Raw genomic sequence first — 19,711 nt, 5'->3', positions numbered from 1 at the left:
AGATCCTTGTTCTTGAGCCAGGATTTTCACACAAAACACAATGAATCGTTCCCTGTTCTCCTTTCGGAAGAGCAACGATTATGATAGGATTGGAAGTAAATCCGCCGGATGGTTTTACTCCGAAGAATCAGGAGGTGCTAACGATGGAATCCTTGTCGGATGTGGGGCGCATCACGCTACGAAACACGAGGGTGGAGGATATCGACTTCGTTCTCGGCGCCGAACGGGATGCCGAGAATGCTCCGTATGTCGGCCAATGGTCAAGGGATGAACATCTCCGTTCGCTGATTGAGAGCGATCTTTCCCATCAGATCATTCACACGGGGGACGGCAGGCGCGTCGGGTATACCATCCTGGCCGGGTTGGAAAACCAAAATCGCGCCCTGGAATTACGCCGGATCGTCATCACGGATAAAGGCAAAGGATACGGGCGGGCGGCGCTGCTTTTCATCAAAAAACTGGCCTTTGAGACTCTGGGAGTTCACCGGCTCTGGCTCGATGTCCGGGAAAACAATCCGCGGGCCCTCCATCTCTATAAAGCCTTGGGATTCCAGGCAGAAGGAACATTGCGGGAATGCATTTATCTGAACGGCGAATATTGCTCCTTGATCGTCCTGTCGATTCTGGAAAGCGAATATTTATGAAAAAGCTTTAACGTTTGACTCGCGTTAAAATAAAAGCTTCACCGCTGCCGCCACCGTCAGGATCATCACCGCGACCCGGAACGGCCGCTCCGGAATGCGCCGGACCACCCAGATTCCCAGCACTGCTCCAGCCACGATTCCCGGAATCATGACCGCATTGAAGGCCAGCGTCGCCGGAGAGATCGCCTGCCAGAAAAAGATCTGCAACGGGAGTTTGGTCAGATTGACCAGGGCGAAGAACCAAGCCCCGGTGCCGATGAAATCATATTTCGATAAGCGCATCGACAGAAAGTAGAGGGTCATCACCGGGCCGGCCGCATTGCCGATCATGGTGGTAAACCCGCCCGCCAGGCCCATGGCTGCCGCGAATCCCCAATGATCGGGAACCTGCAAAGTTTCCCGGTTCCGTTCCAACCAGACCATCAATCCCAGACAGACCAGGACCGAGATGGCGATGACCGCTTTGAATTGCCGGTCATTAATGGCCCGCCCCACCAGGAGCCCGATGACCAGTCCGCCCAGGGTCCAGGGGATCAGCCGCCGGATATGCGACCAATTGGCATGCCGGCTGTAATGCCGTACCGCCATCAGATCGCCGGTGATCAGCATCGGCAGCACCACCCCGGCCGAAGTCTTGCCGCCGAAGATTGCGGCCATAATCGGAATCGCCAGCGTGCTGACGCCATTGATGCCGGTCTTGGAGAACCCGAACAACAGGGCGCAAAACGCGCCCAATCCCCATTCAATGGGGCTTAAGTGCAACGATTGCAATGCCTGAAACATGTTTTTGAAAAGCCTTCCCTCATCTTGTCGTATCCGAGAGAATTTCAAATCTCTTCGAAAAAGCTTCGCTATACAATATATTGAATGATATATCCGGGTTACTCACTATATATTGTATGGCGAAGGGAATGTTATGGTAATTTGAAATTCTCTGATCCCAGAGGGTATTCGGACCGGTCTCCTAAAATCCTGCGCCGCTTCGATGAACAATGCGTATCAATTTTCGAGGGCCGGTGGATGGGTGGGTGAGGGCTGCCGGGGAGAATGCCGGGAAGTGCCGGGCGTTGGTGAAGCAGAAGCGTGTTTGCGAGGGAGCTTCGACCAAAAGCCATTGCAAGGACGGAGCCAAACCGCGCCTCGCCAAGAGGCGACTATCTCAGGCTAACTGATACGCAGCAAGGAACCGGGTCATCGCTCGCTTGCCTGACGAACTCCGAGGATAATTCCGGCGATGACGATCAAGCCACCGCCGCATTGGAGGAGACTCAAGGTTTCCCCGAGCAAAAAGACGGAACAGAGGACGCCGAAGACCGGGACCAGGTTCATCAGCGTCACCGCGGCGCTGGAGGTCAACCGTTTCAAGCCATAAGCGTAGAGCAGGAAGCCCAGCAGTGAACAGAAGATTGCCAGGTACAACAGGGCCAGCCATGATGCTCCGGCGGGCGCCTGCCATTGAGCCCGCTCCAGCAGCGCCAGCGGCAGAAAGGCGATCGCCCCGGCAATGGTCTGATAAAAAGTGACGAGGAGCGCGGGGTATTCGTTGGCCACCTTGCGGGTGACAAAATTATAAAAGGACCAGACGATTCCCGTTGCCACCAGAATGAGATCGCCGCGAAAACGGTACGGTCCGCCCAGGCTCGAACTCTCGCCAACGACCAGATACACTCCGAGGAGCGCCAGCCCTACGCCGAAAAAGCGGATCCGCGAGACTGCGACCCGGTACAGCAACGACTCCAGCAGCATGGTGATGGCGGGATAGGCCGCCACAATCAATGCGGCATCCGCCGCGGTGGCCAGTTTCACGCCCAGGTTTTCCAGAGCGAAATAGATGGTAATCCCCAGTACCCCGCTGAGCACCAGGTGTCCCAAGTCTTGCCGCCTCGGCCAGACCAGGCCGCGCTGGAGCGCGAGGAAGACCGCCAAGACGATCCCGGCCACCAGGAACCGCAGGGCGCCCAAAGTAAAAGGGGGAACGGTCCAGAGCGCGATTTTCGTCGCCACGAAGGAAGTGCTCCAGATGAGCACCGCTCCGATCACCGCCAACAGATAGGTCTTTTCCTGTAAAAATTCTTTCAGTTTAAGTCCGCGCATGCGAACAACAGGTTTGGCGAACATGGGATCCTCCTAGCCGGACGATGGTATCCCAGGACGAAGCCGCTGGCACCCCGCCTCAGGACCGGAACTGGTGGGCATATTGGCCCGGTGTCACACCGATCAGGCGCTTGAAGCGGTTGGTGAAATGGCTCTGATCGCTGAACCCCGATTCCTGGGCCACCCGGTTCAACGGCAGCCCCTTCTCCAAGAGCCGCCGGGCCTTGCCGATCCGCACGCTCTCCAGATAAGCATGGGGCGGCATGCCAATGGCGTCGTGAAAGACCCGCAAAAAATAATACCTGCTCAGATGGACGGATTCGGCGACCTCGGTCAGGGTAATCCCCTCGGCGGCATGATCGTGAATATACTGGCACGCCCGTTTCACCGCGTTCGGCTCTCGGCCCGGCGTTGGCAAGGCGTGATTGCTCGCGGCGTACTGCCGGATCACCCGGGTCAAAACCATCAGGAACAACGACTCCCGTTTGAGCGGCGGCGTCTCCGCGACCAGGGACTGGTGCAAGGCGCGCATCGCGCCGGCCAATCCGGGATCGTCCACCCGCACTTCGGGGAAGAAGGGAGCGTCCCGCCATTTGCCGCTCAGCTCGTAGACGGCTTCCTGCAGATGACGAACGGTGGGATAAACGGCCCGGTACTCGAAGCCTCTCACGTCGGCCGGCTCCCCGGTGTGAGCGTCTCCCGGATTCAACAGGATCAGACCGCCCGGCGGAGTCAGGTATTTGGCCTTGCGATACAAGAACGATTGCAGCCCTTTCTCAATGTAGCAGAAGACATAGTAATCATGCATATGCGAAGGGAAACCGTGTTTGATGCAGACGGCCTGGTACGACTCCAGACCCAATTGCGGGTCATACCCCAGTTTGCTCCATTCCTTGAACTCCATCATCAACACTCCTGGTATATCGAGCATGCCGGGCCGCTCCGGGCCGGCTGTCATTTCAGCAGCCCCAGATTGCCGACGATTTTGCGGACCGCTTTTTTCTGGCCGACCAGGGCGACCCCGGCATATTGAATGGCCTCGGGTTCAATGCCGGCCACCGCCTCCCGGAAGGCCTGATAATCGGTGGTCTGCTGTCCTTCGACTGGAAAATCGATCACATCGCAGCCGGTCTCCAGCCCTTTGCGGCGGATCTCTCCCAGTTCGGAACGGGAAGCGGCCAGCACCGCGATGCCGATGGGGATCAGCCCGGGGTGAGCGAAACCGGCGCCATCAACCAAGGGCTCTCCCACCAGCACCGGATGGCGCTGCCCGATGGTCAGCGCGATGACGGCGGCGGCGTTGACCGCCCGGCCGACCGGCAGTTCTTGATCCAAGATGATGACGCAACGCGTCGGGATGATTTGCGATCCGGCTCCGGTTTTCGCCGGGATGGTTTCTACAGATTCGTTCATTGGAACCGGTTCTCCTTGTCCTGCAGGCAGACGGTCCCGCGGGAGGGACCGGATATGCCTAGTCTCTAAAGAAACAAGATTCGCTGCTTGCTTCTATTATATAAAGAGCGCCGGGCCCAAGTCTTGAAGAAAATTGCTCTTTCCAGAAGAACGTCAAACTTCGGGATCTGGGTCGCTGAATGAAACACGCCAAAGTAAACCTTCCACGGCACAAGATGAGGCCGCGACCTTATACCTAACCTTATGAACCAATTTCGACGCAGTGAAGACCGCGCTTCAAACCGCACCCCTTCCACAATCCGCGGCAAACCCTGCGGCCCGTTGCGCGGTTCCGGCCGAAGTTTCCGCAGGGGTCGCCTCCGGCTACGCGGAACTGGCGCGGCCTTCCGCAATCCTTCCGAAGTTTTCCGCAACGGTTGCGGCAAATTGCGCGGCACCCGCCCAGGGTTGCGCAGTCCTTGCCCGTGGTTCGGCAAGCGTTGCGAACCAAAATGCTCAAACCGCACTTTCATTTCCGGTCCAAAATGATTAATCGGCGCCCATTTGAGAGATAATAGCCAGGCATAACCTTCTCCCGCAGGAGTAGAAGATGAACGACAAATACCTCCACGGTTTACTGGCCGGATTGGCCGGGGGCGTCGCCGCCATCGCCGTCAATCTGCTGGTGATTCTCATATTGAAGGCGCACATCCTGCGCTATATCGACTTTGCCGGGGTTCTTTCCTTTGGCAGAATGCCCCGGGGGTTCTGGGAGACTTGTTTCGCTTTGATCGTCTACACTGGTTTCGCCGGCACCCTGGGGGTGATCTTCTCCTATCTCCTCCCCCATTTAGGCACCGCTTGCTTGTCGCTTAAGGGTATGCATTACGGTTCGTTCGTCTGGTTCAGCTCTTACGCCATCACGACTCTCTATAAGACACCCCATTTGGTGACGATCTCCCTGGAATCAGCCGCCAGTAATTTTTGTGCCGCCATCGTTTACGGACTGGTCATGTCCCTGGTGCTGGGATGGTTCCTGGCCCGGAGGCGAAACTCTCCCCAACCGCTCAAATGACACTCCACGGAACGGGTTTATCTCAATAATTCTACAACCTCAATACTCTTGAAGCCTCGCGGCAGACGGAATGCCTTCTTTTCGTAGCGAGTATCCTTCCTCATCCCGGGAATTGACGTCGCTTCCGATCCCGGCTATACTAAGGAAAGATAAAACCTGGAGGTCCATTGCCATGCCGCTCGACGCCCCCGTGCTCGCCTGCATCGCCGGCGAGATCCATAAGCTGCTGCCGGTGAAGATCGACAAGATTCACCAGCCCTATAGCGACGAATTTCTTTTCTCCTGTTTCGGGATGGGCGCATCCTTCAAACTGCTGATCTCGCTGAACTCGCAGCACGGGCGGTGTCATATTTTCGACGGAACGCGCGAGAACCCCGTCAATCCGTCGGCCTTCTGCATGCTGCTCCGGAAACATTTCGGCGGTTCCAAGCTGGTGGCGGTCGAGGGAGTTCCCTTCGAGCGAATGCTCAAACTGGTTTTTGAGGTCTACGACCCTTTGAGCGGGCTGAGCAAGAAACAGATCTTGCTGGAGCTGACCGGCAAGAGCGCCAACCTGATCATCGCCAACGAGCAAGGATTGATCATCGACGCCTGGCGCAAACCCGAACCGAAGCACCCGGGAGACCGCGAAATCGCCGCCGGGCTCCCCTATGAATTGCCGCCCACCGGCGGACGCTGGCAACCGGTAACCCTCGCCGCGGACGCCTTCGCCGCGCTCCTCGGCCAGCTGCCGCCCGGGGTTACGATTGAGAAGTTTCTGCTGAAGCACTGGTACGGCCTCTCGAACTTGTCGATCAAGCAGATCGCCGCTGCCGCCGCTTTGGAGGCCGACACCGTCTGCCAGGAGCTGACCGCCGAACAACGGGCGGCCCTCTATGGGGCCTTCGCCGCTTGGGCCCGCCGGGTGGCCGCGTCCGAATTCACACCCACCGCGCTGTATGACGCGCAAGGCCATGCGGTGGACTGTTCGGCGCTGGCCGTGCCGAATCCGCCCGCCGGGCTCAGCGCCGGAGCGGTGGCTAACCTGAACGAGGCCGTGGCCGCCATCTTCAACCACCGCCACGAACTGGCCCGTTTCCACGAGGCCAAACAGAACCTCGCCAAAAAGATCGGCCATCAGTTGGATAAAACCCGCGCCAAGCTCGCCAAGCAACAGGACGAAGCCGCCCGGGCCGAGCGGGGCGACGAGTACCGGATCTGCGGCGAACTGCTGACCACTTACAGCTATCAGGTTCCCAAGGGCGGCTCCGAGGCGCGTTTGGTCAACTACTACGATCCTGACGGCGCCGAGCTGGCCATCGTGCTGAATCCGGCCCTCACCGCCCAGGAGAATGCCCAAAGTTATTTCAAGAAATATCAGAAAGCCAAAAAAGGGCAACAGGCGATCGCGCTGCAAATCGCCAGGACCCAGGAGTCCATTGATTACCTGGAGAGCATTGAGAGCCTGATCACCAGCGCCCAGTCCCTGGCCGACCTGAAGCTGGTCCAGGAAGAGATCGAGCTGGCCGACGGCCGGCCGGCCAAACCCAAGGCGCTTGCCAGAGAGAAGGCCAAAAAGGCCATGCGCCGCGAGACTCCGGCCGAACCCCGGCAGTACCGGACTCCTTCCGGCCATACCATCCTGGTGGGCCGGAACAACCTGCAGAACGACAAGCTCACCTTCAAAGTGGCCGATCCCACCGACTGGTGGTTCCATACCCAAAAGATCCCCGGTTCGCACGTCATCCTCCGTCCCCAGCCGGGTGTGGCGGTGGACGATGAGACGCTGAATTACGCCTGCCAACTGGCGGCCTATTTCAGTAAAGCCCAAAACTCGACCAAGGTGCCGGTTGACTATACTCAGCGCAAAAACGTCAAGAAGCCGCCGGGATCCAAACCGGGCTACGTGATCTACGATTATTTCAAAACGGCGATCATCACCCCCGACCCGCAGCTGCTGGCCGAGGTGGGCGTGGAGCCGCCGCAGTAAATGTATAATCCGGAGGAAGCCATGAGCTTGCCAAGCTACGAAGTTGAAACCCGCTTTTATTTTTCCGGCCCGGCCGAGGCCTTCGCGGTCCTGCCATTTGGCGACTCAGCCCTAACCCGGACCTACCGTTGGCGCACGGTCCATTACAGTCCCGCCCTCTTTCAGCGGGACGAGATTTTGCGCATCGGTTATTTGGAAAGCGAATCCGGCCCGAAAGTGCTGCTGGGATGGAAAGGCCCGGACCGGGGGAAGTTGATCAATATTCGCGAGGAGCTGGACGAGGATGTCAGCGGAGAGATCGCGGAAAGCCGGATCCTCGCGAAGATCGGCGGTCGCTCCGCCGGCGGATCAGCCGCGGCAGTCGCAGCGGAATTGGAACGATTGGGCCATCGGCCGTTCATGGAGTTTAGCGGCGAAAACCGGGTCGGCTACGATGAACCCCTGGGCCTGCACCTGAAACTGAGCCATTGCCAAACACTGCGCCATTCCTGGCTCTTTGAGATCGAAAAAACCGCGGCCACTCTCGCAGAGGTGCCGCGGCGTGAAGCCGAATTGCTCGCCTTCATCGAGCAGTACCGGCTGGCGGAACGGGTGGTCCGTGCCGAGCCGCCGACCCTGCTTTACGAGGCGTCCCAAGGCCGGCACGGCGGCAAGGAAAAGTAGCAAGAATTTTCCCTATATGATAAGGTAAATGACTGTATTTGTTTCCATGATAAAACCAGGGGAAATATGTCGTAATTCATCCGGGCGTTCGAGAAACTTATCCCGATATCGATAGTTCACGATACAAATCCGGCCCGGTTCGTCATGGCATCCCCGCCGAGCCACCGGTTCACTTTTGAGAATCCGCCTGTTTTTTGGGGAGGCGCAAGCCATGTTTCATTTCGGCTCCGACCTGTTCTCCATCGCCTTCCGGGCGGTTGCCGTCTACCTCTTCATCATTCTGGCCATCCGGCTCTCCGGCAAGAAGGAGCTGGCGCAGCTCTCCGTGATCGACTTGGTCTTCATCCTGCTGATCAGCAATGCCGTGCAGAACGCCATGGTCGGGAACGATGCCTCCCTCAGCGGCGGACTGGTGGCCGCTGCCGTCCTTTTTCTGGTCAACGCCGGGCTAAAATGGGCGATCCTGCGCTCCCGGCGCTTCAGTAAGCTGATCCAGGGCCAACCCATCCTCTTAGTCTATCACGGTAAGGTCCAACCGAAAAACCTGGCGAAAGCCGGCCTGACCCCGGATGAACTGAAAGAAGCCCTTCGCGAGCACGGCGTCCGCGCCGTCGAAGAAGTCGACCTCGCCGTGCTGGAGGTCGACGGCAACATCAGCGTGCTATCCAATGAGTTTCAGGAGCGTACAGTCCATAAAAGGCGCGGCCGCAACGGCCTTTCCCGGGGACAGTCCGATTGAAGCGCCGGGCTATACCTTTTCTACCCGGACCGCGGTTCCGTAGCATAGGACTTCGGTGATGCCGTCGGCCACGTCATTGGCGTCGTAGCGCATTCCGATGATGGCATTGGCCGACAGGTCCTCGGCATGCTCCACCATCAGCTCAAACGCTTCCTCGCGGGCCTTCTCGCACAGTTCGGTGAAGATGGTGATGTTGCCCCCCAGCAAACTCTGCAAACCGGCGCCGATGTTTCCGAGAATGCTCCGGGAACGGACTGTGATCCCGCGCACGATGCCCAGTTGCTGGACGATGCGGTATCCTTCCAATTGCAAGCCGGTGGTGATCAAGTGTTTATCCATCAAGGCTCCTCCTCGTTGAACGATATTACTGCTCCGGTGATTCAATACATCGGAAAAAATTTTGGAAAATCGCGAAGCTTTAACGCGTTTGCCAAAATTATCATTCATACATTGAACCACCGGATTCATAGAAACGGACATTCGCCGCAGTCGTGCCGGATTCCTGCGCCGAGCCTCCGGCGGCGGAAAAATCAAAAAACGATAGTCATCGGACGAACGGAAAGGAAGATCGATAGGATGACCAGAGCAACGCCGCAAATCACCATTCTACCGGCAGACCCGGCCGAATCCGCCACACTAACCCGGATCGCTTTCGCCGCCAAAGGCCACTGGAACTATCCCGCGGAATACTTCGCGATCTGGCGAGACGAATTGACCGTCACTCCTGAATATATCGCCAGTCATCGGGTCTTCACCGCCCGGCTCCATGATGTCCCGGTCGGCATGTATGCGTTAGCTCTGGCCGATGGCCAACTCTATCTGGATCATCTCTGGGTCGATCCCCCCCACATCGGTCAAGGCATCGGCTTCCGCCTGGTCAGCCATGCCAAAGCCACAGCGAGCGCCGCCGGTTTTACCCGGCTTAAGATTCTGGCCGATCCCCACGCCGCCGGATTTTACCGCAAAGTCGGAGCGATACAGGACGGCTGGTTCCAATCGAACATCCCCGGACGGCTGCTGCCAATATTTTATCTGGGTACGATTGCTGAAAAGAATGGAGAAAGATCCTGAGATTGGAGGGCTTCAAAAGCGGGATCTCAAGGGGAAAGCCGCTTCGCGCAGACCACCCGGTTCCGGCCGCCCCGCTTGGCGGCGTAAAGCGCCTCATCGGCCCGTTCGGCGAGCTGGTCGGGATCCGCTACGTGATCGGGATAGGTGGCGACTCCGATCGACAGTGTGACCGTCAACAACTCGCCGTCGGCCGTCTCAAAGGGATGCTGCGCCACAGTTCTCCGGATCCGTTCGGCCACTTCCAAAGCAGAGAAGGCCGGGCAATTGACGAGCAGTATCGTAAATTCCTCCCCGCCGTTCCGTGAAATGAAATCCACCCGGCGACAGATCCGCTTCATAATCCCGGCAATCTCCTTGAGAACGTCATCGCCTGCCGGATGGCCAAAGCGATCGTTAATGCTCTTAAAAAAATCGATGTCGATATAGAGCAAGGAAATGGGTTCCCGGTTGGCCCTGGCCTCCTCGGCCGCAGCCGCCAAAAACAACTCATATTCGCGCAAATTATTCAGGCCGGTCAGATGATCCCGGGCGGACTCCTCTTTAAAGATCCGGAACTGGCGGCTGGTCGTCTCCAACCGTTCCGCGTATAAATAAACCAGCCAGGCCACCAAGGCGGTTCCGATCCAATAAAAGCTCAACAGAGTCCGTAAAGTACGGCCGTCTGTGATTACCCCGCTAAAAATGATCGTATTGACTATCAAGTGAAATAGCACGGCGATCAAACCGCGCTTCCAGAGCCTTAACCGCAGCCTGGCGATGAGACAGCTCGCCACGACCACAAGCGTCGTGCCGAGCAACGCCGTAAGCGATGACCAATTCAGAGCGAGACGAATCAACCGATACCCGGCGATCATCACGCCGGCGCTCACCGCCGATACCGGTCCGGAATAAAGCGCCGCCCAGATGATGGCGATATTCCGGAAACTCATGACTCCGGAGGGCGGGATGGGCACGCCAAATTCGATTAAGACCATTCCCAACAGTCCGCAGATCAAGCCGTGCAGCAGGCGGTACTTCAACGGCGAGCGCGGACTCAAGCCAATCTTATAAAAGATCAGATTGCTGATGCTGACGAAGGAGATGAGGATCGCGGCATTGATGAAAAAGCCCCTCAACATTGAAGCCGAAGCCCCCTCATGCGTACTACTGGGAACGGTTCCGTGAAATGATCGGGTCTTGATCTGAATTGTAAAACGAATTCAATCCGGATGCAAATGCTTTTCACTGGTTGGAACATCTCGAACATCGTTCCAAATCCGCGCCGTCATGGACGGGCGTTACAAGATTCCCGCGTATTTCAAGGTCCCAAAGAATTCGCTGAAATCTTTCAAGAGGCAATCCGCTCCGGCTTCCCGCAAACGTTCTGCGGGGAAGGAAGAGAGATAACCGACAGCGAGCATCCCCGCCCGTTTGGCGGCGATGATTCCGTAGATGGAATCTTCGACCACAATGCATCTCGCCGGGGGTTGCTCCAAACGTTCCGCCGCATACAGGAAAAGATCCGGCTCCGGTTTGCCGTGCGCCACATCCACCGCGCTGCAGATGACCGGCAGGTACGGCCGGAGTCCCGTCTTCTCCAGCGAAAACTCGATCTTCCGGCACCCGCCCGAGGAAGCCACCGCCAGCGGTATGCCGCGCTCCGTCAAGGCGGCCAGCAGTCCGGCCACTCCGGGCATGGGCTGAAGCGCCTCAGCCAGCGTAAAATAGTTCTGTTCCACCCGCTGGGTGAATTCCGCCAGATCAAACGAACGGCGGTCCCGCTCCTCATAAAACTCCAACATCGTCTGATACGATTTGCCGATCATCAGTTCCATCTCGGCAGCATCCGTGACCACTCCGTATTCCCGGAGCGTCAGTATACTGGCGGCGCAACTGACCGGTTCGCTATCGACCAATACGCCGTCACAATCAAAAATCACCGCACAATCTTGGAGCAACATCCTTTAGCCCACCCCTGTCTCGCGTTCTTGTAAAGCTCCGATGACGCATCGCCCGGTCACCGCCACCAGGACGACAGTCCCTCCGATAAAAGCCCATTTCCCCGGCATCTCGCCAAAGACCAGCCAGACCCAGACCGGATTCAGAATCGGTTCGATAATCGGGATCAAGATCCCTTCCAGCGCAGTGACATGTTTGATGGCGCTGGCGTAGAGTATGTAGGAAAAACCCAGTTGCACCACTCCCAGAGCCAGCAGAGCCAGCCAGCTCCGGCCATCCGGCATCGCTTGCAACATAAACGGCAAGCCAATCAAGGCGGTCAATAGATTGCCCAAAAATAAGGATTCCAGCGGCGAACCGTCTTTCTGCTTGCGGGAGAACAAGGTTAAGGCCGCGAAAGCCACTCCGCTCAGGATCGCAATCAGATTGCCGACGAAATGTCCGGCCGAGAGATTGTCCAGGAAAAAGAGGATCATCCCCGCGCCGACCACGACAATGGTCAGCCAATCGAGCCGGCTGGCCCGCTCCCCCAGAAACCACTGTCCGAAAAGCGCCACGTAGATGGGGGCCGTATACTGCAACAGAATTGCGTTTGCCGCGGTCGTCAGCTTGGTGGCGGTCACAAATAAAATCACCGTAGCGGCGTAGGCGACGGCGCCGCCGATCTGAGCTTTCGACCAGGTGAACTCAAATTTCCGTTTATAGAAATACATCAACGCCGCCGCGATGGCGCTGCGCATCCCGGCGATGGCCACCGGGTTCCAGGCCACTGATTTGATGAGTAAACCCCCGAGACTCCACAGCGTCGCGGTGGCCGCCAAAAACAGCAACGCTTTCCGACGCACTCCCAATGAATTATCGAACGAATTACCTAATGATGGACCAACCATAATGAACCCACCGCGAAGAAGCGCCGCGATTCCCCGAAAACGGCGTCGTCTCCGTCCCTTCCTTTATCGGTATCCTTTTCAATAACAAAAACCAGTCCCCGGATTCCGGCCAACCCTTGAAAAGTTCACGCCGGACGGAAAAAACCAGGCATATCTCCTCAAAATTTCAATATTCATAAACAGAGACCACCGTACCCGCGATGGGGGTGTAGCCATGAATGAGGATCCCTTGTATCAGCTCAATCTGAACTGGGAACAGATCAGTAACTCTAAACGGACGCAGTTGCTAAAGACGATGCCATTAATTGCCGCCGCCGACTATCCCACGGCCCGGAATGCCATCGTCGGCCTCAAGGTGGAGAAAGCCGTGCAGGCTCAATTGCTGGGACTTCTGGCGGCCCGGATCAGCCGAAACGAGCCGGAATCCGGCATGGCATTGTTCGATGAAGCCATTGCCGAATCCCTCAGCTGTTGGTGGAAGACCGACCGGATTCGGGCGTTGGGATTCATCCTCCAGCAGCTGGCTCAATCTCATTATCGTCCCAAAGCCCGCGCCTTGCTGAAACAGGTTGATACACTCTGTGCCGGTTTCCAGGAGTCCGCCTTATCCAATCAGGCGGAAATCGATTCCATCGTCAACTGCCTGGCAGATCTGGGAGTCAATCTGCTCCGGTGCGGTTTTGGCCGGCCGGCCACCCGTTATTTCAAGATGGCTCTCCACTGGAGCGAACGATTTCACGATCCCGAACCCGCCCGCAACTTCGAAGCCCGAACCGCCGCCTATAGCCGGATCGCCAAGAAATGGGCGGCGGGCGGACAGTTTTGCCGGGCCTTGCGAATCGCCAAGTCCATCCAAAGCCAGACCTTCAATGGGCTGGAATATTGCAACCGTGAATCGCTGCGGGCTCAAACCCTTCAATATATCGGGATCCAGCTCGCCCGGAACGGGCAACGCCGCCGGGGCGGACGGGTCTTGAGCCTGGCGGCCCGGATCGTCATCGCGGACGTCCATGATTTCGACCGCAGCCGCAGCGATAATCTATTGCGTATCTCCATGTCCTTGGAGGAGATCGGACTAATCAAACAGGCCCGCGCCTTTCTGACCAAAGCGAGCCAGATTGCCGCCGGAGCTCCTTAAGAGAATAATCCATCCATTTCCAGCGCCTTATGGCCGGATAAAGCCGCCCGCGAAGACGGACGGCTTTGAAACCCCTTCATTTTTCATCATAGCTGGCTTTAGGGACATGAGCTATACTGGAAATGAATTCAACTTACAGGCTGCTTTTAATTAAAAGCCATGTGATAAAGTCTTTCGAAACGGAAGTCAGCTTGCAAAAAGATTTAAAACGACTTTATCACTTGCTTTTCTGAGCTTTTGTGTCACCCTGACCTTCGGGCAGGGTTTATCACAACGCTTTTAATGAAGGTTAAAGACCACATTGACGGTGACCGTGATATCTTTGGTCCGGCCGGCGGTGTTGTAAACCCCATAATCCATCACCTCGGTCGAATAGGGTTCGGTAATCTGAAAGACGCCCGAATGCGCCGAAGCGATCTTGGCGATCCGGTCACCGGTGCTCTTGGCGATCTCCGCGGCCCGCTTTTTGGCGTCGCCGGTAGCCGCCGCCAACAGGCTCCGTTTCAACATATCCAACTTCGAATAATAATACTCCAGATTGGAAGATTGTAGAAAGATTCCCTTATCCACCAGCGTGCTCGGCTCGAGCGCCAGCTTTTCCACTGTTCCTACATCGTCCGAAAGGATAAAGAGATTCTGCTGAATGCTGTAACCGGAGACAAGCCCGCCGTTTTGGCTATAGACCGGGTTGGTATTTACCGGCTGGATCGTAATGTCCCCGGTATCGATCCCATGGGCCTTCAAAAATGCGACAAAGCCGTTGCGGTCGCTTTCGATCTCACCGTACCCCTTCTTCAACTCGGTCTGGCCGACGGAACGCGCGAGTGTGACCCGCCATTTGATGATATCGGAGTCAAAACGTCGCGTGGCAAGGCCGACAACCCTGATGGTCTTTTGGGGCTGACGGCTTTCGTAAAAGAAGAGGCCGAAGAGAATCGAACCGATGATGAAACTGATACCCAGAATGGAAACTGCCAGCAACCGGTTTCTCATTGTTCTTCCCCCAATGCAATACTTTTGTAACCCTATCGTACCACCAAGTCTTACAAACTTTTAAGAGTAAACCGCTGGGGATTTCCTACGGCGCCAGCGTTAACTATTTTACCGTCCTCGTGTCTGCATTGCAATTTATTCCGGTTAACCGCCGGATATAACTAACCAGGGCTTCGCCATAGAACATTAGAAAGAGACCTGCTAAAATTAGGGGTAACCCATACCAGAGCGAAGCGACCGGTTTCTCTTTGCCGACCACGATTCCCAAGATTGTAGCGATCACCGGATTGACAAAAGCATAACTGGCAATCCGCAACGCCGGCTCATGCGCGATCAAGTAATTATACGCGATAAAGGCCAATGACCCGAGTATTGCCAGATAGCCAAGTCCAAACCAGGAATGAGCCGAAAAAGCGGACGCGATCGCCGGAAGCGGCTGTCCCGGCCAAAGCCCGGCAACGCAAACCAATCCGACGAAGGTCATTTGAATAGCGCTATTGACTAGGTTATCGGCAGGCACCTTCAAGCGGTGTCCGAGACTGGTCGCAAAGCTCCACGAGGTCAATCCGCCGATCACCATCAACAGCGGCGGTGTGAAGCTGGCTGCGGGGTCCCCTTGATATACCAATATCCCCACTCCGATGATGCCCACCACGATCCCGCTCAAGGTCATGGCCGCAATCTTCTTTTTGAGGAGTATCCGGTCGAAGAATGCTATGCAGATAGGGGTCGAGGCCATGATCAACGCCACCAGGTAACTGTCGACATCTTGTTCGGCAAAAGTGACCAAGCCATTCCCCGCGACGAGCAGCAGACACCCCAGCAAGAGCGAGCCGCCAATCTCTTGCCAAGACGGAAGCTGCTTCAATTTACCGGCCGCCAAAGCGGCCAGCAAAAAGAGGATTCCTCCGATCAACCAACGCAATCCGACAACATACAGCGGAGGAATTGTCTCCACCGCCATTTTAATATAGAAATACGTTCCACCCCAAACGACATAGATGCAAAAATAAGCCAGTCCTATCAGTAAAGTCACTTTTTTCATGAACCGAGTATGATCTCCTGAAAACAGTCCTTTTGATTCAGATTTCGGCTTCGAAGAGGTTAGTTCCTGCCTGAATATGATCTTTAAAAAATTGTTAAACAACCCAGATGGTGAGCTCCCATGGCCAGTTTTCACAATAAGCACGAGCTTAAATATTTAGGCAGAGACTTTTCAGTGATAAAATAAAGCGTAAAGTCGTATCTACGTAAGCGATCCAAAAAACAGATCATGACATATCTATGTCCAAAAATATATATGTTAAAAAAAAGAAACATGTCATTTCTCTGGCAGGTATTCCGCGAGTTTCGTCTAATTCTTTTATGTTTAATCCCTGGTAATCAGATAACGAAAATTGCATATTTATGCAGTAGTTTTCCATTTTTCGGCATGACAAATTTTCCATAAAAATTTCTTGCCTGCCGGAACAGTTAAATAAGAATCGAACACCAAGGAGGTGAATGGTGTAAGGTTTTGGTTTTTTAGTTAGTTTTTGATAATAAATATTATTGGGGGTATGAATTATGAAAATGACAAAATGGCTTTTATTGCTGGCTGTCGTTGTATTCATCGGCTCAACCGTCTTCGCGGCCGCTCCGAAACTGGCCAAGGTTCAGGAGCTGCGTTATAACAATGCTACCGAACCGCAAACTATCGACCCGGCCCGTTCCACCGGCGTTCAAGACGCGAATATCGAGTTAGCGGCTTTTGAAGGCCTGACCCGCACCGGCGAGAATGACGTGCCGATTCCCGGCATCGCCTATAAATGGGAGATCGCCAAGGACGGCCTGACCTACACCTTCCATCTCCGCAAAACCGCCCGGTGGTCCAATGGCCAACCGGTCACCGCCCATGATTTCGAATACTCCTGGAAACGGGCGCTCGATCCGAAACTGGCCGCCGAATACGCTTATCAATTGTATTACATCAAGAACGGCGAAGCGTACAACACCAAAAAGATCACCGATGCCAACCAAATCGGCGTCAAAGCCCTTGACAATTATACGTTAAAGGTAACCCTGGAAGCCCCGTGCTCCTATTTCCTGGCGATCACCGCCTTCCCGACCCTGTTGCCGGTCAACAAGAAAGTCGTCGAAGCCAACCCCGAGAAATGGGCCACCGACCCCAAAACCTACATCGGCAACGGTCCTTTCAAGATGGTGCGCTGGGTTCATAACGAACGGATCGAATACGTTCCCAACCCCTACTACTGGAACCGCAAAGCCGTCAAATTAACCAAATTGACCTTCTACCTCATCGAAGAACAGAGCACCGCCTTGACCATGTACGATTCCAACCAGGTCGACATGCTGGACGAAAACAGCGTCCCGCACCAGGAGATTCCGCGCCTCGAATCCACCGGAACCTTAATGTACTCTCCGTTCCTGGGCACTTATTTTTACCGGTTCAATACCAAGAAAGCTCCGTTTAACAACGTGAAAGTCCGGAAAGCATTCGCGTTGGCGATCGACCGGGCGCTGCTCGTCAAAGTCGTTACCAAGGGCGGCCAGAAACCCGCTTACGCTTTCGTTCCTTTCGGCGTCCCCGATGCCGCCAAAGGAGCCACCTTCCGAAAAGTGGGCGGCAATTTCTTCAAAGACGATCTGGCAGCCGCCAAAAAGCTCCTGGCCGAAGCCGGCTACCCCGACGGCAAGGGTTTCCCTACCGTCGAACTGCTCTACAACACCAGCGAACAGCATAAGCAAGTCGCCGAGGCTATCCAAGAGATGTGGAAGAAAAACCTGGGCATCAACATTACCCTGACCAACCAGGAATGGAAAGTTTACCTCGACAACCAGCAAAACCTGAACTATACCGTCTGCCGCGCCGGCTGGCTCGGCGACTATGTAGATCCGATGACCTTCATGGATATGTTCGTCACCAACGGCGGCAACAACCAAACCGGTTGGAGCAATGCCCAATACGATAAGTTGATCGACATCGCCAAATCGACCGGCGACCAAAAAGCCCGCATGAAAGCCATGCATGACGCAGAAAAGATCCTGATGGATGAAATGCCGATCATGCCGATCTACTTCTATACCAATCCCACGTTGATGAAGAGCTATGTCAAAGGCGTCAACCAATCGGCCCTGGGCATGGTCTACTTCGACAAAGCTTATATTGCTCGGCACTGAGACAAATTTCATTTTCCCGAAGGCGGCGCTCTCCGCGCCGCCTTTTATTGCAATATGGCAGGAGTGATAAACGGTGGGTAAGTATATTCTGGGCCGGCTCGGATCGGCCATTGTAACCCTATGGATTGTCATCACCGTAACCTTTTTCTTGATGCATGCGATTCCCGGCGGACCCTTTACGTCCGAGAAAAAGTTACCGCCCGAGGTTTTGGAGAATATTGAAGCGCGCTATCATCTGAACGATCCGCTGCTCAAGCAATATGGCGATTATCTAGTCAATATCCTAAAACTCGACCTTGGCCCCTCCTTCAAATTCCAAGGCAGAACCGTCAATGATTTAATCCGGGAAGGTTTCCCGGTATCGGCCACCATCGGCATCTTCGCCATTCTGCTGGCGCTGGGGATCGGCGTGCCGGCCGGCATCTTCTCGGCGCTCAATCACAACAAGTGGCAGGACAGCATGCTGATGCTCGGCGCGATTATCGGAGTGTCCATTCCCAGTTTCGTCATGGCCACACTGTTGCAGTTCATCTTCAGCTTCCAGCTGGGGTGGTTCCCTCCGGCGCTATGGGGAATGCCCAGCCAAGTGGTGTTGCCCGTCGTCGCGCTCTCGGTCTTTCCCATGGCTTTCGTCGCCCGGTTGACCCGTTCGAGCATGCTGGAGGTCCTCGCCCAGGATTATGTGCGGACCGCGCGTTCCAAAGGATTGAGCGAAGCCATGGTCATCGTCCGCCATGTGCTGAAAAACGCGCTCATCCCGGCGATCGCTGTCATGGGTCCCCTGACCGCCACCTTGCTGACCGGGACTTTTGTCATTGAGCGGATCTTCGCCATCCCCGGTCTGGGCCGCTACTATGTGAACAGCATCTATAACCGGGATTACACGGCCATCCTCGGCGTCACCGTCTTTTACGCCGCTTTCGTCTTATTGATGAGCCTCATCGTTGATGTCATCTACGCCATGATTGATCCCAGAATTAAATTGACTGGAAAAGGTGATTGAGGAATGATAAATCAACCTGCATTGTTTGAACCGATCGGCCGTCAGACCGATGCCGACAACACCATCGTCCGCCCCAACACCAGTTATTGGAAGGATGCCTGGCGCCGGTTGAAAATGAACAAGGTGGCGATCGCTTCGTTATGTGTCATCATTGTCATCATTTTATCCGCTATCTTCGGCCCTTTTTTCTGTAAGTACTCCTATTCCGACCAGAGCTTGCTCAGTGCCAACCTGCCGCCCTCGGCGGACCATTGGTTCGGAACGGACAATCTCGGCCGCGACCTTTTCGTGCGTTGCCTGTACGGCGCCAGGGTCTCGCTGATTGTCGGCTTCTTTGTATCCTTGATCAATTTGACACTGGGAGTCATCTATGGCGGCATCGCCGGGTATTACGGCGGCAAAGTCGACGAATACATGATGCGCATCGTCGACATTCTCTACTCCATTCCGCTGTTGTTATGGGTCATTCTGCTGATGGTTATCTTAATGCCTGGTTTGCAAAACGTCTTGATAGCTCTTGGCGCGGTATACTGGCTCTATATGGCCCGGGTAGTCCGGGGACAGGTCTTAAGCCTCAAGGAGCAAGACTACGTATTGGCCGCCCGGGCGATCGGGGTCAGCGACAAACGGATCATCCTGCGCCATCTGGTTCCCAATTCGATCGGCCCGATTCTGGTAACCGTGACCTTTAATATACCGGAGGCTATCTTTACCGAAGCCTTCTTGAGCTTCATCGGGCTGGGCATCGGCGCTCCGATGGCCTCCTGGGGGATGCTCGCCTCCGACGCTTTGGGCGGGTTCCGCTCGTTTCCGTATCAATTGTTCTTCCCGGCGATATCCATTTGTATCACGATGCTGGCCTTCAACTTTTTCGGTGACGGCCTGCGGGACGCGCTCGATCCGCGGCTGCGTAAGTAAGGGT

General features: G+C 55.6%; 20 protein-coding genes. 10 read left to right on the top strand and 10 right to left on the bottom strand.

Features of this window, described 5'->3' with window-relative positions; genetic code table 11:
- Positions 1-143: 143 nt before the first annotated feature.
- Positions 144-644 (top strand): GNAT family N-acetyltransferase, encoded by a 501-nt coding sequence (locus EDC14_RS11795; RefSeq protein WP_132014501.1) that lies wholly within the window; start codon positions 144-146, stop codon positions 642-644.
- A gap of 24 nt (positions 645-668) precedes the next feature.
- Here the strand turns inward: EDC14_RS11795 and EDC14_RS11790 are convergent, their stop codons facing one another.
- From EDC14_RS11790 to EDC14_RS11775, 4 genes are all read right to left on the bottom strand, one after another.
- Positions 669-1,427: a sulfite exporter TauE/SafE family protein gene (locus tag EDC14_RS11790; RefSeq protein WP_132014500.1), complete on the bottom strand. Its 759-nt coding sequence runs from the start codon at positions 1,425-1,427 to the stop codon at positions 669-671.
- A 408-nt stretch (positions 1,428-1,835) separates the two neighbouring features.
- Entirely contained in the window at positions 1,836-2,762 is a 927-nt protein-coding gene (locus EDC14_RS11785; protein WP_243662911.1) for a DMT family transporter, read from the bottom strand.
- Between the two features lie 55 nt (positions 2,763-2,817).
- Positions 2,818-3,669, bottom strand: a complete 852-nt coding sequence (locus EDC14_RS11780; protein WP_165907973.1) for an AraC family transcriptional regulator — start codon at positions 3,667-3,669, stop codon at positions 2,818-2,820.
- Between the two features lie 23 nt (positions 3,670-3,692).
- Positions 3,693-4,151, bottom strand: a complete 459-nt coding sequence (locus tag EDC14_RS11775) for a DUF2000 domain-containing protein (protein WP_132014498.1) — start codon at positions 4,149-4,151, stop codon at positions 3,693-3,695.
- 589 nt (positions 4,152-4,740) lie between these two features.
- Between EDC14_RS11775 and EDC14_RS11770 the strand changes: the two genes are divergently transcribed.
- The 4 genes from EDC14_RS11770 to EDC14_RS11755 all read left to right on the top strand — a co-directional run bounded on the left by EDC14_RS11770 (position 4,741) and on the right by EDC14_RS11755 (position 8,576).
- The gene (locus EDC14_RS11770) at positions 4,741-5,205 is read left to right on the top strand and encodes a hypothetical protein (RefSeq protein WP_132014497.1); all 465 of its coding nucleotides are present in this window, start codon (positions 4,741-4,743) and stop codon (positions 5,203-5,205) included.
- 172 nt (positions 5,206-5,377) lie between these two features.
- Entirely contained in the window at positions 5,378-7,174 is a 1,797-nt protein-coding gene (locus EDC14_RS11765; RefSeq protein WP_165907972.1) for an Rqc2 family fibronectin-binding protein, read from the top strand.
- A 21-nt stretch (positions 7,175-7,195) separates the two neighbouring features.
- On the top strand, positions 7,196-7,837 hold the full coding sequence (locus EDC14_RS11760; RefSeq protein ID WP_132014495.1) for a hypothetical protein: 642 nt from the start codon (positions 7,196-7,198) through the stop codon (positions 7,835-7,837).
- 211 nt (positions 7,838-8,048) lie between these two features.
- Positions 8,049-8,576, top strand: coding sequence for a DUF421 domain-containing protein (locus EDC14_RS11755; protein WP_132014494.1), 528 nt, complete (start codon positions 8,049-8,051; stop codon positions 8,574-8,576).
- A 9-nt stretch (positions 8,577-8,585) separates the two neighbouring features.
- Here EDC14_RS11755 and EDC14_RS11750 read toward each other — a convergent pair whose 3' ends face one another.
- Positions 8,586-8,915: a YbjQ family protein gene (locus EDC14_RS11750; RefSeq protein ID WP_132014493.1), complete on the bottom strand. Its 330-nt coding sequence runs from the start codon at positions 8,913-8,915 to the stop codon at positions 8,586-8,588.
- A 237-nt stretch (positions 8,916-9,152) separates the two neighbouring features.
- On the opposite strand from EDC14_RS11750, the gene EDC14_RS11745 reads away from it, so the two are divergent.
- The gene (locus tag EDC14_RS11745; protein ID WP_132014492.1) at positions 9,153-9,647 is read left to right on the top strand and encodes a GNAT family N-acetyltransferase; all 495 of its coding nucleotides are present in this window, start codon (positions 9,153-9,155) and stop codon (positions 9,645-9,647) included.
- A gap of 26 nt (positions 9,648-9,673) precedes the next feature.
- Here the strand turns inward: EDC14_RS11745 and EDC14_RS11740 are convergent, their stop codons facing one another.
- The 3 genes from EDC14_RS11740 to EDC14_RS11730 all read right to left on the bottom strand — a co-directional run bounded on the left by EDC14_RS11740 (position 9,674) and on the right by EDC14_RS11730 (position 12,475).
- The gene (locus tag EDC14_RS11740) at positions 9,674-10,765 is read right to left on the bottom strand and encodes a GGDEF domain-containing protein (protein WP_132014491.1); all 1,092 of its coding nucleotides are present in this window, start codon (positions 10,763-10,765) and stop codon (positions 9,674-9,676) included.
- Between the two features lie 159 nt (positions 10,766-10,924).
- Positions 10,925-11,587: an HAD family hydrolase gene (locus EDC14_RS11735; RefSeq protein ID WP_132014490.1), complete on the bottom strand. Its 663-nt coding sequence runs from the start codon at positions 11,585-11,587 to the stop codon at positions 10,925-10,927.
- A 3-nt stretch (positions 11,588-11,590) separates the two neighbouring features.
- Positions 11,591-12,475: a DMT family transporter gene (locus EDC14_RS11730; protein WP_132014489.1), complete on the bottom strand. Its 885-nt coding sequence runs from the start codon at positions 12,473-12,475 to the stop codon at positions 11,591-11,593.
- Positions 12,476-12,689: 214 nt separating this feature from the next.
- On the opposite strand from EDC14_RS11730, the gene EDC14_RS11725 reads away from it, so the two are divergent.
- Entirely contained in the window at positions 12,690-13,613 is a 924-nt protein-coding gene (locus tag EDC14_RS11725; protein WP_132014488.1) for a hypothetical protein, read from the top strand.
- 279 nt (positions 13,614-13,892) lie between these two features.
- Here the strand turns inward: EDC14_RS11725 and EDC14_RS11720 are convergent, their stop codons facing one another.
- Positions 13,893-14,606 (bottom strand): SIMPL domain-containing protein, encoded by a 714-nt coding sequence (locus EDC14_RS11720; protein WP_132014487.1) that lies wholly within the window; start codon positions 14,604-14,606, stop codon positions 13,893-13,895.
- Between the two features lie 103 nt (positions 14,607-14,709).
- Complete coding sequence (locus EDC14_RS11715) at positions 14,710-15,651, bottom strand: EamA family transporter (RefSeq protein WP_132014486.1); 942 nt, start codon at positions 15,649-15,651, stop codon at positions 14,710-14,712.
- Positions 15,652-16,172: 521 nt separating this feature from the next.
- Here EDC14_RS11715 and EDC14_RS11710 point away from each other — a divergent pair.
- The 3 genes from EDC14_RS11710 to EDC14_RS11700 all read left to right on the top strand — a co-directional run bounded on the left by EDC14_RS11710 (position 16,173) and on the right by EDC14_RS11700 (position 19,707).
- Positions 16,173-17,786: a peptide ABC transporter substrate-binding protein gene (locus tag EDC14_RS11710; protein WP_132014485.1), complete on the top strand. Its 1,614-nt coding sequence runs from the start codon at positions 16,173-16,175 to the stop codon at positions 17,784-17,786.
- Positions 17,787-17,859: 73 nt separating this feature from the next.
- Positions 17,860-18,789: an ABC transporter permease gene (locus EDC14_RS11705; protein WP_132014484.1), complete on the top strand. Its 930-nt coding sequence runs from the start codon at positions 17,860-17,862 to the stop codon at positions 18,787-18,789.
- A gap of 3 nt (positions 18,790-18,792) precedes the next feature.
- Complete coding sequence (locus EDC14_RS11700) at positions 18,793-19,707, top strand: ABC transporter permease (protein ID WP_132014483.1); 915 nt, start codon at positions 18,793-18,795, stop codon at positions 19,705-19,707.
- The last annotated feature ends 4 nt before the right edge of the window (positions 19,708-19,711 follow it).

Origin of the sequence: Hydrogenispora ethanolica, from assembly GCF_004340685.1 — a bacterium.
GTDB classification, from domain to species: Bacteria; Bacillota; UBA4882; order UBA8346; family UBA8346; genus Hydrogenispora; species Hydrogenispora ethanolica.
Note: the sequence above shows the minus strand (reverse complement) of the source record. Positions and strands in the feature narration are given on the sequence as shown.

Coding starts and splice junctions, on each gene's coding strand:
- EDC14_RS11765 (WP_165907972.1), top strand. CDS start 5,378: ATGCCGCTCGACGCCCCCGTGCTCGCCTGCATCGCCGGCGAGATCCAT.
- EDC14_RS11770 (WP_132014497.1), top strand. CDS start 4,741: ATGAACGACAAATACCTCCACGGTTTACTGGCCGGATTGGCCGGGGGC.
- EDC14_RS11780 (WP_165907973.1), bottom strand. CDS start 3,669: ATGCTCGATATACCAGGAGTGTTGATGATGGAGTTCAAGGAATGGAGC.
- EDC14_RS11715 (WP_132014486.1), bottom strand. CDS start 15,651: ATGAAAAAAGTGACTTTACTGATAGGACTGGCTTATTTTTGCATCTAT.
- EDC14_RS11785 (WP_243662911.1), bottom strand. CDS start 2,762: ATGTTCGCCAAACCTGTTGTTCGCATGCGCGGACTTAAACTGAAAGAA.
- EDC14_RS11730 (WP_132014489.1), bottom strand. CDS start 12,475: ATGGTTGGTCCATCATTAGGTAATTCGTTCGATAATTCATTGGGAGTG.
- EDC14_RS11740 (WP_132014491.1), bottom strand. CDS start 10,765: ATGTTGAGGGGCTTTTTCATCAATGCCGCGATCCTCATCTCCTTCGTC.
- EDC14_RS11760 (WP_132014495.1), top strand. CDS start 7,196: ATGAGCTTGCCAAGCTACGAAGTTGAAACCCGCTTTTATTTTTCCGGC.
- EDC14_RS11745 (WP_132014492.1), top strand. CDS start 9,153: ATGACCAGAGCAACGCCGCAAATCACCATTCTACCGGCAGACCCGGCC.
- EDC14_RS11700 (WP_132014483.1), top strand. CDS start 18,793: ATGATAAATCAACCTGCATTGTTTGAACCGATCGGCCGTCAGACCGAT.
- EDC14_RS11775 (WP_132014498.1), bottom strand. CDS start 4,151: ATGAACGAATCTGTAGAAACCATCCCGGCGAAAACCGGAGCCGGATCG.
- EDC14_RS11725 (WP_132014488.1), top strand. CDS start 12,690: ATGAATGAGGATCCCTTGTATCAGCTCAATCTGAACTGGGAACAGATC.
- EDC14_RS11720 (WP_132014487.1), bottom strand. CDS start 14,606: ATGAGAAACCGGTTGCTGGCAGTTTCCATTCTGGGTATCAGTTTCATC.
- EDC14_RS11790 (WP_132014500.1), bottom strand. CDS start 1,427: ATGTTTCAGGCATTGCAATCGTTGCACTTAAGCCCCATTGAATGGGGA.
- EDC14_RS11750 (WP_132014493.1), bottom strand. CDS start 8,915: ATGGATAAACACTTGATCACCACCGGCTTGCAATTGGAAGGATACCGC.
- EDC14_RS11755 (WP_132014494.1), top strand. CDS start 8,049: ATGTTTCATTTCGGCTCCGACCTGTTCTCCATCGCCTTCCGGGCGGTT.
- EDC14_RS11735 (WP_132014490.1), bottom strand. CDS start 11,587: ATGTTGCTCCAAGATTGTGCGGTGATTTTTGATTGTGACGGCGTATTG.
- EDC14_RS11710 (WP_132014485.1), top strand. CDS start 16,173: ATGAAAATGACAAAATGGCTTTTATTGCTGGCTGTCGTTGTATTCATC.
- EDC14_RS11795 (WP_132014501.1), top strand. CDS start 144: ATGGAATCCTTGTCGGATGTGGGGCGCATCACGCTACGAAACACGAGG.